This window comes from Citrobacter sp. XT1-2-2, from assembly GCF_023516235.1.
Taxonomy (GTDB): Bacteria; Pseudomonadota; Gammaproteobacteria; order Enterobacterales; family Enterobacteriaceae; genus Citrobacter; species Citrobacter werkmanii.
Genome location: NZ_CP097324.1, coordinates 1,970,548 through 1,984,149 on the forward strand (window position 1 = coordinate 1,970,548; position 13,602 = coordinate 1,984,149).

Annotated in this window: 14 protein-coding genes, 2 tRNA genes and 1 pseudogene; 11 read left to right on the forward strand and 6 right to left on the reverse strand. The window is 52.5% G+C overall.

Translation table 11 applies throughout. The features are described 5' to 3' along the window. The first annotated feature begins 1 nt into the window (after position 1). The 8 genes from M4I31_RS09230 to ldtA all read left to right on the forward strand — a co-directional run bounded on the left by M4I31_RS09230 (position 2) and on the right by ldtA (position 6,715). Positions 2–283: an energy-coupling factor ABC transporter substrate-binding protein gene (locus tag M4I31_RS09230; RefSeq protein ID WP_038641640.1), complete on the forward strand. Its 282-nt coding sequence runs from the start codon at positions 2–4 to the stop codon at positions 281–283. Continuing rightward, positions 270–947, forward strand: coding sequence for an energy-coupling factor ABC transporter transmembrane protein (locus M4I31_RS09235; RefSeq protein ID WP_016156861.1), 678 nt, complete (start codon positions 270–272; stop codon positions 945–947). Before M4I31_RS09230 ends, M4I31_RS09235 begins: the two co-directional genes overlap by 14 nt. 8 nt (positions 948–955) lie before the next feature. Further along, positions 956–1,771, forward strand: coding sequence for an energy-coupling factor ABC transporter ATP-binding protein (locus M4I31_RS09240; RefSeq protein WP_038641638.1), 816 nt, complete (start codon positions 956–958; stop codon positions 1,769–1,771). Continuing rightward, entirely contained in the window at positions 1,768–3,288 is a 1,521-nt protein-coding gene (locus tag M4I31_RS09245) for a cobyric acid synthase (RefSeq protein ID WP_085047983.1), read from the forward strand. Before M4I31_RS09240 ends, M4I31_RS09245 begins: the two co-directional genes overlap by 4 nt. Then, entirely contained in the window at positions 3,285–3,830 is a 546-nt protein-coding gene (cobU, locus tag M4I31_RS09250) for a bifunctional adenosylcobinamide kinase/adenosylcobinamide-phosphate guanylyltransferase (protein ID WP_069323548.1), read from the forward strand. The genes M4I31_RS09245 and cobU overlap by 4 nt, the downstream gene beginning before the upstream one ends. Next, complete coding sequence (cobS, locus tag M4I31_RS09255) at positions 3,827–4,570, forward strand: adenosylcobinamide-GDP ribazoletransferase (protein ID WP_038641631.1); 744 nt, start codon at positions 3,827–3,829, stop codon at positions 4,568–4,570. The genes cobU and cobS overlap by 4 nt, the downstream gene beginning before the upstream one ends. 24 nt (positions 4,571–4,594) lie before the next feature. Next, positions 4,595–5,659 (forward strand): nicotinate-nucleotide--dimethylbenzimidazole phosphoribosyltransferase, encoded by a 1,065-nt coding sequence (gene cobT, locus M4I31_RS09260; RefSeq protein WP_085047984.1) that lies wholly within the window; start codon positions 4,595–4,597, stop codon positions 5,657–5,659. 126 nt (positions 5,660–5,785) lie between these two features. Continuing rightward, positions 5,786–6,715 carry a L,D-transpeptidase gene (ldtA, locus tag M4I31_RS09265; protein ID WP_085047985.1) on the forward strand — a complete coding sequence of 310 codons (930 nt, stop codon included), beginning with the start codon at positions 5,786–5,788 and terminating at the stop codon, positions 6,713–6,715. 24 nt (positions 6,716–6,739) lie between these two features. Here the strand turns inward: ldtA and M4I31_RS09270 are convergent, their stop codons facing one another. The 5 genes from M4I31_RS09270 to mtfA form a co-directional block, all read right to left on the reverse strand. After that, entirely contained in the window at positions 6,740–7,423 is a 684-nt protein-coding gene (locus tag M4I31_RS09270) for an ABC transporter ATP-binding protein (protein WP_085047986.1), read from the reverse strand. A gap of 10 nt (positions 7,424–7,433) precedes the next feature. Next, positions 7,434–9,122: an iron ABC transporter permease gene (locus M4I31_RS09275; protein WP_250856867.1), complete on the reverse strand. Its 1,689-nt coding sequence runs from the start codon at positions 9,120–9,122 to the stop codon at positions 7,434–7,436. After that, positions 9,106–10,143, reverse strand: a complete 1,038-nt coding sequence (locus M4I31_RS09280; RefSeq protein ID WP_038641620.1) for an extracellular solute-binding protein — start codon at positions 10,141–10,143, stop codon at positions 9,106–9,108. Before M4I31_RS09280 ends, M4I31_RS09275 begins: the two co-directional genes overlap by 17 nt. Positions 10,144–10,405: 262 nt before the next feature. After that, positions 10,406–10,481: transfer RNA gene (locus M4I31_RS09285), tRNA-Asn, on the reverse strand. A gap of 99 nt (positions 10,482–10,580) precedes the next feature. After that, on the reverse strand, positions 10,581–11,378 hold the full coding sequence (gene mtfA / locus M4I31_RS09290) for a DgsA anti-repressor MtfA (RefSeq protein WP_085047988.1): 798 nt from the start codon (positions 11,376–11,378) through the stop codon (positions 10,581–10,583). Positions 11,379–11,471: 93 nt separating this feature from the next. Between mtfA and M4I31_RS09295 the strand changes: the two genes are divergently transcribed. After that, positions 11,472–11,561, forward strand: a tRNA-Ser gene (locus tag M4I31_RS09295). Between the two features lie 123 nt (positions 11,562–11,684). Here M4I31_RS09295 and M4I31_RS09300 read toward each other — a convergent pair. After that, positions 11,685–11,792, reverse strand: a pseudogene (locus M4I31_RS09300) (integrase); the annotation flags it as partial. Between the two features lie 176 nt (positions 11,793–11,968). On the opposite strand from M4I31_RS09300, the gene M4I31_RS09305 reads away from it, so the two are divergent. Both M4I31_RS09305 and M4I31_RS09310 read left to right on the forward strand, forming a co-directional pair. After that, the gene (locus M4I31_RS09305; RefSeq protein WP_085047989.1) at positions 11,969–12,658 is read left to right on the forward strand and encodes a YafY family protein; all 690 of its coding nucleotides are present in this window, start codon (positions 11,969–11,971) and stop codon (positions 12,656–12,658) included. Between the two features lie 70 nt (positions 12,659–12,728). Next, a complete protein-coding gene (locus tag M4I31_RS09310; RefSeq protein WP_085047990.1) occupies positions 12,729–13,475 on the forward strand; it encodes an SDR family NAD(P)-dependent oxidoreductase in 747 nt (248 codons plus the stop codon). Positions 13,476–13,602 lie beyond the last annotated feature (127 nt).

The window sequence follows — 13,602 nt, forward strand, 5'->3', positions numbered from 1 at the left end:
GATGAAAAAGACGCTGATTTTGTTATGCATGGTGGTGGCGCTGGTGATCCTGCCGTTCTTTATCAACCACGGTGGAGAGTACGGTGGTTCAGACGGTGAGGCGGAAAGCCAGATTCAGGCTATCGCTCCGCATTATGAGCCGTGGTTTCAGCCGTTGTACGAACCGGCAAGTGGCGAAATTGAAAGCCTGCTGTTTACGCTCCAGGGGTCGCTGGGCGCAGCCGTAATTTTCTACATTCTGGGTTACACCAAGGGCAGACAACGCCGTGATGACCGGGCTTGACAGGCTTAGCTATCAAAGCCGCTGGTTTCATGTCTCGCCGGTGCGGAAATTTTTGCTTTGGCTGATGATGATGATTCTGGCGTTTACCCTGCCCCCGTTGGGGCAGGGTATCGAGCTGTTACTGATTGCCGCGCTGAGCTGCTGGCTGCTGCGCATTTCCTTCTGGCGCTGGTGCCGCTGGATGGCATTGCCGTTTGGTTTTCTGACGGTTGGTGTTGTGACCATCCTGTTTAGTTTTAGCCGCGATCCGCAAACCCTGCTGGCCAGTATCCCCGTAGGAAGCTATTGGTTAGGCGTGAGCGCGCCAGGCCTGGTCACTGCCAATGAAACCTTCTGGCGCAGCCTTGCGGCGCTGGCGGCAACCTTCTGGTTAGTGCTGAATCTGCCGTTTCCGCAGTTGATTATTTTACTCAAACGCGCGCACGTTCCTCGCCTGCTGACTGAACAGATCCTGCTGACCTGGCGGTTTATTTTTATCCTGTTAGACGAGGCGCTGGCTATTCATCGCGCGCAAACGCTGCGTTTTGGTTATCGTAGCTTGCCGTTGGGCTACCGCTCGCTGGCGATGCTGGTGGGATTGTTATTTACCCGTGTGTTGATCCGCTACCAGCAAATGACCACCACACTGGATATCAAACTGTATCAAGGTGATTTTCACCTGTAAGGAAAAGTATGCTTGCCACTTCAGCGCTTTGGTTTCGCTATCAGGATGACCCGATCCTCAAAGGGCTAACGTTGGACTTTTCTACGCATGCCGTCACCGGGCTGGTAGGGGCCAATGGCTGCGGGAAATCCACGCTGTTTATGAATCTGAGCGGGTTATTGCGACCGCAGCAAGGCGCGGTGATGTGGCAGGGCAAACCGCTGGATTACAGCAAGCGCGGCCTGCTGGCGCTGCGCCAGCAGGTGGCAACCGTATTTCAGGATCCCGATCAGCAAATCTTTTATACCGATATCGACAGCGATATTGCGTTCAGTCTGCGCAACCTTGGGGTGGATGAAGCTGAAATCTCACGTCGGGTGGAAGATGCGCTCACGCTGGTTGATGCCCAGCATTTTCGCCATCAGCCTATTCAGTGTTTAAGCCACGGGCAAAAAAAACGCGTGGCGATTGCCGGTGCGCTGGTGTTGCAGGCGCAATATCTGCTACTGGATGAACCTACTGCAGGCCTTGACCCATCAGGCCGCACGCAGATGATTGAGATAATCAAACGCATCGTAGCGCAAGGAAACCACGTGGTTATCTCCAGCCATGATATCGATCTTATCTATGAGGTCAGCGATGCAGTTTACGTTTTACGCCGGGGTGAAGTGCTGACGCACGGCACGCCGGGTGAGGTTTTCGCCCGGACGGATCTTATTGAACAAGCTGGATTGACCCAGCCCTGGCTGGTGAAGCTGCATACTGAGCTGGGTTTCCCGCTGTGTAAAACAGAGGCTGAATTTTTTAGTCGTATGCGAGAGAACGCACTGAAGGAGGCGTCATGACGCAGGCAATAATGTTGCAGGGAACGGCATCTGATGTGGGTAAAAGCGTGTTGGTCGCCGGGCTGTGTCGAATTTTTTATCAGGACGGACTGCGTACCGCGCCGTTCAAATCGCAGAATATGGCGCTGAACTCGGGCATTACGCCAGAGGGTAAAGAGATGGGCCGCGCGCAAATTTTTCAGGCTGAGGCGGCCGGCATTACGCCGGATGTGCGTATGAATCCGGTGCTGCTTAAGCCGACCAGCGATCGTAAAGCGCAGGTTGTGCTGATGGGCAAAGTGGCGACCGATATGGATGCGGTGAGTTACCACGAGTATAAGCCGCGCCTGAGGGAGCAGATCCTGTCAGTGTATAACAGTCTGGCGCAGGAGTTCGATGTGCTGGTGCTGGAAGGCGCGGGAAGCCCCGCTGAGATTAACCTGCGCGATCGCGATATCGTCAATATGGGCATGGCTGAGATGGCGCAATGCCCGGTCGTTCTGGTGGCCGATATCGATCGCGGCGGCGTGTTTGCCTCTATTTACGGCACGCTGGCGCTACTGCATGACCATGAACGGGCCAGGGTAAAAGGGGTGATCATCAATAAGTTTCGCGGTGATGTGGCGTTGCTGTACTCCGGTATCGAGCAAATTGAAGCGCTGACCGGCGTTCCGGTGCTGGGCGTCATGCCATGGCTGGATGTTGATCTGGAAGATGAAGACGGCGTGGCGCTGCAAAAGGGCAAGTATCTGCGTACTGACAAACGCGACATCGACATTGCCGTTGTTCAACTCCCGCACATTTCTAATTTTACTGATTTCAATGCGCTTGCTGCTCAGCCGGATGTGCGCGTGCGCTATGTTCGCCAGCCTGAAGAACTGGCGGGGGCCGATCTGGTGATTCTGCCAGGCAGCAAAAACACGCTGGGCGATCTGATGTGGCTGCGTGAAAGCGGAATGGCGCATGGCGTCGTGCAATTGCATCGTAATAACGTTCCGGTGGTGGGGATTTGCGGTGGCTACCAAATGCTCGGCGATACCATCATTGATGAGGTGGAATCAGGGCTCGGTACGCTGCCGGGTCTGGGCTTGCTTAATACGGTGACCCATTTTGCCCAGCATAAAACCACGACCCTGGTTGAGGGGAAAATGTCTTCTTCGCTGCCCGACTGGCTGGCGGGCGCGGCAGACTTATCCGTTCGCGGTTATGAAATCCATATGGGCGAAACGGCATTATCCGAAGCATGCCAGTCGGTGATGACGCTGCGCAAAGAAGGCAGACATGTGGCTGACGGCGCGGTAACACCGGATGGCCTGGCGTTCGGCACCTATCTTCACGGTCTGTTCGACAGCGATGAATTTACCCGTGCATTGGTGAATGGCCTGCGCGTACGCAAAGGATTAGCACCGCTGGATTCCACCTTCCATTACGCGCAATATAAATCGCAGCAGTTTGATCTGCTGGCGGATGCGATGCGGCAACACATCGATATTGAGAAAATTTATACCATCATGAAGCAACACCGGGAGCCCGTATGATGATTCTGGTTACGGGCGGCGCACGAAGCGGCAAGAGTCGACATGCGGAAGCGCTAATCGCTGATTCCCCGAACGTTCTGTATATCGCGACTTCGCAGATTTTTGATGAGGAGATGGCGGCGCGAATTCAGCACCATCGCGATGGACGCCCTGCGCACTGGCGTACTGCCGAGCGCTGGCAACATCTCGATGAACTGATTACGGCAACAAACGATCCTCAGGAAGCCATTTTGCTGGAGTGCATCACCACCATGGTGACCAATCTGCTGTTTGCTCTGGGCGGCGACAGCGACCCGGATAGCTGGGATTACGCGGCGATGGAGCAGTCCATCGAGGATGAGATCCGTTTGCTGATTGCTGCCTGTCACCGTTGCCCGGCAACGGTGGTCCTGGTGACTAACGAAGTCGGAATGGGGATTGTTCCGGAGAACCGTCTGGCCCGGCATTTTCGCGATATTGCCGGACGCGTGAACCAGAGACTGGCGACGGCAGCTGATGAGGTGTGGCTGGTGGTATCAGGAATTGGAGTCAAAATTAAATGAGTAAGTTGTTCTGGGCAATGCTTTCTTTTATCAGCCGCTTGCCCGTTCCTGCTCGCTGGTCGCAAGGACTGGATTTCGAGCACTATTCGCGCGGTATCGTGATGTTTCCCCTGATAGGCGTGGTGCTGGGCGGGCTGACGGGGCTGGTCTTTATGGCGCTGCAGCCCTGGTGTGGTACTCCACTGGCAGCCTTATTTGCCGTATTGACGCTGGCGTTGTTGACCGGCGGTTTTCATCTGGACGGTCTGGCGGATACCTGTGACGGTATTTTTTCTGCCCGTCGACGCGAACGGATGCTGGAAATCATGCGCGACAGTCGCCTGGGAACCCATGGCGGGCTGGCGTTAATTTTTGTTTTGCTGGCCAAAGTGCTGGTGGTGAGCGAACTGGCTTTACGTGGCACGCCAATGCTGGCGGCGCTGGCTGCGGCATGTGTCGCCGGGCGGGGTAGCGCTGTTTTGCTGATGTATCGACATCGCTACGCCCGCGAAGAAGGGCTGGGCAATGTCTTTATCGGCAAAGTTACCGGGCGTCAAACCTGCGTCACACTGGGGTTGGCGGCAATCCTGGCCGCTGTGCTGCTTCCGGGCATGCGCGGCGTAGCAGCGATGGCTGTCACGATGGTGGCGATTTTCATTCTTGGGCAGTTATTAAAACGTACGTTGGGTGGGCAAACCGGCGATACGTTGGGCGCAGCCATTGAACTTGGCGAGTTGATATTCTTGCTGGCTCTGCTTTGAGTCAGCCAACATACTGGAACCCTTATGCAGACTTTAACCTCTTTACTCCACGCGATCCCTTCACCTGACAGTGCCGCGATGCTGCGTGCTCAGCAGCATATTGATGGCTTACTAAAGCCGCCGGGAAGTCTGGGTCGGCTCGAATCTCTTGCCGTGCAACTGGCTGGTATGCCTGGCCTGAAAGGTGTGCCGCATGTGAAGGACAAAGCGATGCTGGTGATGTGCGCCGATCATGGCGTCTGGGATGAAGGGGTTGCCGTTTCGCCTAAAGTGGTCACGGCTATTCAGGCCGCCAATATGACGCGTGGGACGACCGGCGTTTGCGTTCTGGCCGCTCAGGCTGGGGCAAAGGTGCATGTCATTGACGTGGGAATTGACGCGGAGCTTATCCCCGGCGTGGTGAATATGCGCGTCGCGCGCGGCTGCGGCAATATTGCCCAGGGCCCGGCAATGAGCCGTTCGCAGGCAGAGGAACTGCTGCTGGAAGTTATCCGCTATACCCATGAACTGGCGAAAGAGGGCGTAACGCTGTTTGGCGTGGGTGAACTCGGTATGGCAAATACCACGCCCGCGGCGGCTATCGTCAGCGTGCTGACCGGCAGCGATGCCGAAGATGTGGTGGGCATCGGCGCTAACCTGCCGCTTTCCAGAGTAGGTAATAAAGTAGAGGTTGTGCGGCGAGCCATTGCCGTCAATCAACCGGATCGCAATGACGGTATCGATGTACTGGCAAAAGTGGGCGGATTTGATCTGGTTGGCATGGCGGGTGTGATGCTGGGCGCGGCCTCCTGTGGGCTGCCGGTCGTGCTGGATGGTTTTCTTTCATACTCTGCTGCGCTGGCGGCCTGCCAGATCGCACCGCAGATTAAACCCTATCTGATCCCGTCACATTTCTCTGCTGAGAAGGGGGCACGCACCGCGTTGGCGCATCTGGAGCTGGATCCGTATCTGAATATGGGGATGCGTTTAGGTGAAGGCAGCGGGGCCGCGCTGGCGATGCCAATTATTGAGGCAGCCTGCGCGATGTACCACAACATGGGGCAGTTAGCCGCCAGCAACATTGTGCTACCGGATGGTAAAGAAGCATAGTTATGTGCCCCCTGAACCTCGCCGCATGGCGAGGTTTATTTTTGCGCATTGAATTCGTAACCCACTAAAACAGATAATAAAAGCTATAATTACCGGATATCTGCTGCGGCAACGGAAAGGAAAAAGATGCGTCGTGTAAAACTGCTTTGTTCACTCATCATGCTGCTTGCGAGTCAGGTAGCACACGCGGTGAGTTATCCGCTGCCGCCAGAAGGTAGTCGTCTGGTAGGTAGCCCGCTGACGATTACGGTCCCGCCCGGAAACACCCAGCCGCTGGAGGCCTTTGCCGCGCAGTACGGGCAGGGGTTGAGCAATATGCTCGAGGCTAATCCCGGCGTAGACGTTTTTCTGCCTAAGTCTGGCTCAACGCTGGTGGTGCCGCAGCAGCTGATCTTGCCGGATACCGTGCGTGAAGGCATTGTTATCAACGTCGCCGAAATGCGTCTTTATTACTATCCTCCGGGCACAAACACGGTTGAAGTTTTGCCGATTGGCATTGGACAGGCGGGGAGAGAAACGCCGCGTAACTGGGTGACGGCGGTCGAGCGTAAGCAGGAAGCGCCGAGCTGGACGCCGACGCCGAATACCCGACGGGAATATGCCGCACGTGGGGAAACCTTGCCCGCGTTTGTGCCTGCCGGACCAGATAACCCGATGGGCCTGTATGCGATTTATATCGGCAGGCTTTATGCCATTCACGGCACTAATGCTAACTTTGGTATTGGTCTGCGGGTGAGCCAGGGCTGCATCCGTTTGCGTAATGACGATATTAAGTACTTGTTTGACACGGTGCCGGTTGGGACGCGTGTGCAACTGATTGACCGCCCGGTGAAATACAGCGTGGAACCAGACGGCAGCCGCTGGGTAGAAGTGCATGAGCCGCTGTCAAGAAATCGTTCTGAGTACGAGTCTGACAGAAAGGTTCCCTTGCCGATCACTCCCGCTTTGCGCACATTTATCAGCGGGAGTGGCGTGGATGTGAGCCGCGGGAATCAGGCCCTGGAAAGACGCTCCGGTATGCCGGTGAACATCAGCCAGGTTCAGCAGCATTTTTAATATTAAAGCGGCCCAGGTTTATCGTCAGATAAGGTGGGGCGCTTTTTTAATTTGATACTGCCCCATTTTTACCACGCCGATATGGTCTGCCATTAGCTGCGCTTCGTGTTCGCTATGGGTAACCAGCAGTGCCGTTTGCCCGGCAGCGCGCAAAATATCCCGTACCTCGTTGCCAAGACGCTCGCGCGTGCGCTTATCAAGGCTGGAAAAGGGTTCATCCAGCAACAGAATTTCCGGATGCGGTGCCAGCGCACGCGCGAGCGCGATGCGCTGCTGTTGACCGCCGGAAAGTTCATGGGGATAGCGGTTGGCATGGCTATGTAATTCCACCATTTTTAACAGCTCCGCCACCCTGGCCTGCTGTTCTTCACGCGGCATACGGCGTAATCCAAAGGCGACATTTTGTTGCGCGGTCAGATGCGGAAATAACGCATATTCCTGAAAAACCATGCCGACATGACGCTTTTCAGGCGGGAGATGAACACCGGGAGCGGCAACACGATGCTGAGACACATAGATCTCTCCGCTTCGCAGTCGTTCAAACCCCGCAACGGCGCGTAGAACCGTGGTTTTCCCGCAGCCTGAAGCCCCTAACAGACAGGCGATTTCCCCTTTGCGTACCGACATTGAAAATCCATTCAGTACCGATTGCTGGCTGTTGCCATAGGCAACGTGCACATCCTGGAGGCGTAATGCAATTTCTGACATTGTTACTCTCTTAACCCCGGCGAGTCATTTGGTGACGCACCAATAAAATAACCGGTAGCGTGCCAGCTAAAACAATCATTAGCGCGGCGATTGCACCTTCTTCATAAGTTCCACGAGCGGCTTCCGCATACAGCAATGTTGCCAGCGTTTCGAAGTTAACCGGACGCAAAAGCAATGTTGTGGGTAGCTCTTTCATCGCGTCGGCAAAAACCAGCAGGGCGCTGCTTACCAGCGCCGGGCGCAGTAGAGGGAAATGAACCCGTGCAAACGTGCCCGCGCCATTCTCGCCCAACAGCCGGGAAGCCTGCTCCAGCGAAGGTGGAATGCGTCCCAGACCGGAATCCAGCGCGCCGATGGCAATCGCCTGGAAACGCATGGCGCAACAAATGACCAGCAGGATCCCGTCTGACATCAGCGGCAGGCCACGCACATCCAGCAAGTCAGCCAGCCAACGGTCAACCGCCATGGCGGGCGTTAAAAAACCAATCGCCAGGATTGTGCCGGGAACCGCGTAGCCTAAAGAGGCCAGACGCATCACGCCACGGCGAAACCCCGGCATCGCGTTGTCTGCAGCGCTATGGCGTGCGCTCCAGGCTACCAACAGACTGACGCAAACCACCACCAGCGTGGTTCCCGCCGCGAGCAAGAGCGTATTTTGTAATGCTGACAGTAACGAGGGGGAAAGGAGGTTGTCATTGCCGATACGTTTGGCGCTTTCCCACATTAAAAACAGCACCGGGGCCAGAAAACCCAGCACAACCGGCAGCGAAATAACGGCACCAAGCAGCCAGCCGCGCCAACCCTGCACGCGCGTGGGTTGAATTTCCCGCAGACTGCGGCTGCTGAACCCCTGTTTTCTGCGGCCATAAAATTCCAGCGTCAGAATAAAGAAGATAAACATCAGCATCATGCAGGCGATTTGCGCCGCTGAAGATAAATCGGAGCGCGAGATCCACGTGGTGTACACGGTAACAGTTAACGTCTGTACCCCAAGGAATTCCGACGCGCCGATGTCGTTAAGCGTTTCCAGCAATGCCAGACTGATGCCAACGGCCAGGGCCGGACGTGCCATGGGGAGGGCAACGCGAAAAAAAGTTCCGGTCGCGCTGCATCCCAGCGTACGTGCGGCTTCCAGTAAATGAGCCGGCTGGCTGATAAACATGGCGCGGGTGGTCAGGTACACGTAAGGATAAAGTACTAAGCCGAGCAGAATTATTGCACCGGAAAGAGAGCGTAAATCTGGTAGGCGGAACTGTCGTGGGCTGTCAAAGCCCAGTAAGAAACGAATAAAGGTTTGCAGGGGACCAATCGGATGCAGCAGATCGAGCCAGGCAAAGGCGACGATGTAGGTCGGCATCGCCAGCGGCAACAGTAGCGCCCAACTGAGAATTTTGCGTCCAGGAAAATCCCATGCCGTCACCGCCCATGCGCTACCTACGCCAATGACGCCGACCATCACGGCGACACCCGCTAACAACAGTACGGTATTTTTTAACGCGGCAGGCAACACCCACGTCAGGAGATTATCCCAGTGAGATAAATCGGCCTGGGTAGCCTGCCAGATCAGCGCAATGACGGGGGTCAGGACGCCAAGCGCCACGCACAGCGCGCCAAGATGCAACGGCGTTAATAATGACTGCGGCCCGGAAACCAGGCCGCGTAACGCTGGAAACTGCAAAGGTTTATTGATCGAATCCAACTTTATCTACCAGCAGGCTAGCTTGTTTACGATACTTCACGATTTCAGTTAACGGTGTCTTATCGACATCAATTTCACCGATGGTGGCGCTGATAACCGGATCAAGCGTTACGCCTTTCAATACCGGATATTCAAAGTTCGCTTTCGCATACTGCTGCTGGGCAGGCGCGGAAACCAGATACTCCATCAGCTTAACGGCATCGGCTTTATTTGGCGCATAGCGGGCAACGGCAGCGCCGCTGATATTGACGTGCGTACCGCCATTCTCAAAGGTTGGTTTTACGACTTTGATGGCATCGCCCCATTGGCGAGCATCGCTGCCTTCTTTGGCATTTTTCATATGGCCGACGTAATAGGAGTTAGCCAGACCGATATCACAAATTCCACCGAGGATATCGCGGGCAACGTCGCGGTCGCCGCCGGTGGCTTTACGGGCCAGGTTAGCCTTCACGCCGCGCAGCCAGTCTTCGGTTTTAGCTTCACCGTGATGGGCAATCATCGCAGCGATCAGCGCCGTGTTATACGGATGCTGCCCGGAGCGGATACAGACTTTACCTTTATACTCCGGGCTGGCGAGTTGTTCGTAATGCCAGTTATCAATGGGCATTGATTTTTCGGCATACAGCACACGAGCGCGCATAGAAAGTGCAAACCACTGGTTATCCGCGCCACGCAGGTTGGCTGGAATCGCGGTTTTCAATGCTTCTGACTCTACCGGCTGGGTCACTCCGGCTTCCACGAGATCGAGGAGATTGCCTGCATCAACGGTCATCAGCAGGTCGGCAGGGGAGTTTTTGCCTTCCGCTTTAACGCGCTCAAGCATGCCATCCTTGATATAAACCGTACTGACTTTGATGCCGCTGGTTTTTGTCCAGCTATCAAGTAACGGCTGAATCAGACCTGGTTCACGGGTGGTGTAAAGCGTTAATGTTTCCTGGGCGAAAGCCGGCAGGCTAACAGCGAAGACCAGGGCAGAGGCAAGCGTGATACGGCGCAGTCCGGTGCGAGGCAGAGCATTCATCGTTTATATCCCAGAGTAATTGGAACGTACAGTGAACCGAGCAGGGCTCGTTCTTTTGGCTCGCGTACAATAAATGATAATCACTAGCAGTTACAATAATTGCAAAGTTTAAACGATTTACATTTACATAACTTTAATCAATGGTGTGATGCGACATGGAATAGGGGCGGTACAACAGGCAGAACGCTTATGCAGGATGCTTTTATGTAAGCCTGAAAAGCAAAAAGCCCGCTCAAGTTTCCTTAAGCAGGCTTCTTAAATTTGGCTCCTCTGACTGGACTCGAACCAGTGACATACGGATTAACAGTCCGCCGTTCTACCGACTGAACTACAGAGGAATCGTGTGAACGAGGCGCATATTACTGACCTCACCCTGAGGTGTCAACAGTAAAATTAGCGCGTCATTTCAATTGGTTAATTAATCTTCAAATTCAGTGTTAATGCACATTTGATGAGCGATAATGGTCATCTTCGGGGTTATCACGTAACCGTTGCATTGGGTTTTGGCGGTAAAACTGGATGAAACGCTGCCATAAAGCCGGGAATCGTGGAGCAAATAATTCAGGTGCGCTGAAAAAATACTCGGATAATACGGCAAAGCATTCGGCCGGATCGGTTGCAGCGTAGGCATCTATACTGCATGCGGTTTCCCCTACCAGATCGATTTCATCCTGAATATTGTTCATTGCGGCATGCAGGTCGTGCTCCCAGCCGGCAATGTCTCGCAGAGGAATCGCCGGAATTCCGCTGGCGCGATCGCCATTACGCATATCCAGCTTATGCGCGACTTCATGAATGATCAGATTAAAGCCTGAGGCATCAAAGGAATCCTGAATATCAAGCCAGTTGAGAATTATCGGACCTTGCTGCCAGCTCTGCCCGGACTGAACGACACGTTGATTGTGTACCAGACCAATTTCGTCTTCCCATTCGTCGTCGACAACAAATGGGGCAGGGTAGATGAGAACTTCATGAAACCCATCGAGCCACTCGATCCCCAATTCCAGAACAGGTAAACAGAAGAGCAGAGCAATGCGCGCACTTTTTAGCGGGTCCAGCTCAAACCCCTGAAGTGCTACCAATCTTTTTTGCTGTAAAAAACGCTCGGCCAGGGCGATTAGTCTGGCTTGTTCTTGCTCGGTGAGATTCACCAGAAGCGGAATAGCCAGGGCGTTATCCCAGGGCCAGTCGTCATTTCGGGCTGTTTCTTGCTCTTTCCAGGGCCACTTAATCATCGTTTTGCTCGCAAACTCGTCACTTGAACGAAATTGACGGAACTGGGTCTGTTAAAATGCCAAATTACCTGGCATCATGGCAACCACCAAAACGGAGAGATGCCAGAGCGGCTGAATGGACCGGTCTCGAAAACCGGAGTAGGGGCAACTCTACCGGGGGTTCAAATCCCCCTCTCTCCGCCACTATTCAAACACTTAGCTCAATTCCTTTCAACGACTCATGTCACACTTGGTATAGTGTCGGTATATTCGCTTAGTATAAAGCTCGCCATCATCATCTTCTGATTTGCCCAATACTGGAAGATCCTATGTGGGAGAAATTCTCACTTTTCTGTCATAAACCACAACTTGGCTTTCAGTTTTGTGACCTGAGAAGAGTTGTTTGTCCTTACTCGAGACTTCGTAATCTGAAAGTTGGCGTAGCCAGAACGCCATCAAGTCTGGCCGTCTTCTTTGAGCTGTAAGTTCAATGGGGCATCCTTAATCAATGTGGGCAGTTCAACTTAAGTGTGTACGCTAACTTTGGATTAAGATGCTTATCCAACAGATGATTTAAGATAGCCTCTCAGGCTTAAGATGGATTTATCAACATGACCAGAACAGAAAGGCTTCTCGAATTACTACAGATATTAAGGGCGCAAAGATATCCAATCACTGCATCCACTCTCTCTGAAAGATTGGGAATAAGTGTGCGCTCCATTTACAGAGATATAAAAACGCTACAGCATCAAGGCGTGTGCATTGAGGGTGGTGCTGGAATTGGTTATATCGTTAAGTCTGATTTCCATTTACCACCCTTAAATCTTTCCCATGAAGAAATTAATGCTATTACACTTGGTTTAAATTGGGTATCACATAATACCGATTATGACTTCAAAAATATCGCAAGGACTGCACTTGCCAAAATACACGCTGTCATTCCCGGTGAATTACAAAATCTTATTGAGAGTCAGTCCTATCTGATTGGTCCTTCAGAAAACAATGAGATCTTTTTTGCAGGTATCCGCAATGCTATTAAAAAGCGAAACAGAATCAAAATAAAGTATTGTGACAAGAAAGATACTTACTCTTCTCGGGTTATATGGCCTATCGGATTGGTATATATGGAGTCGTGCTGGCTTTTGGTTGCATGGTGTGAGATGAGAAATGATTTTCGTCATTTTAGAACTGACAAAATTGAAGAGATGATACAACTGGATTCCCTATATAGTGAAAGCAGGACAGTTTTATTGAAAAAATGGAGAATAAAAGAAGGAATTTGCGAGGAGAAAGAGTACTGACAAAAACTGTCATAGCTAATTTGTATACTAACCCTGATGAAAGGCTCAATTCTACTTCATAGGGGGAGTTATGAATTTCCAGAATAAAGTTGCTGTCATAACAGGAAGTACTGCAGGTATAGGTGAGGCAGTCGCCGAGCAATTACACAAACATGGCGCGAAGGTTGTTATTGTATCCCGCTCGTCAGAGCAGGCTAAACAAAAAGCGAAACGATTATCTTCACTGGGACAACAAGCGTTGGGGATCGGATGTGATGTGTCACAGCCTGAACAAGTACGGCAAATGATAGATGAGGTTATCAAATATTTCGGCAGACTCGATTATGCCGTAAATAACGCAGGCTTAACGGGTGAACATGGTAAAAACATAACAGAGCAGACAGTTGAAAACTGGGATAAGGTTATTGCCACCTCATTGAGCGGTGTTTTTTACTGCCTAAAATATGAAATACCGGAGATGATGAAATTTGGTGGCTCTATAGTTAATTTATCTGCAGTTAATGGTCTGGTTGGCATTCCTGGATTAGCGCCTTACACCGTGGCTAAACATGGTATAATCGGTTTAACCCAAACCGCTGCGCTAGAGTTTGCAAGTCAAGGCATTCGGATTAATGCTGTCGCACCCGGCTATGTCCAAACCCCACGAATGAGTGAATTCCCTGAAAATATCGTACGTAGTTTTGCAAACAGTCACCCCATGAAAAGGATGGCAAAAATGCAAGAAATAGCAGACTTTATATTGTTTTTGCTGTCAGATAATTCAGCGTTCTGCACTGGAGGGGTTTATCCAATCGATGGTGGTTATTTAGCCGAGTAAAATACCCCACAGGACCTGGTAAACACTAAGAATTGCCTTGCCAAAGTGGTAGTCTCACTGGGAGCGTTAGAATATAATTAACGCTTCCGTTGCAGCGCAAGTGATAACAATATTTCCAGTATGGTTT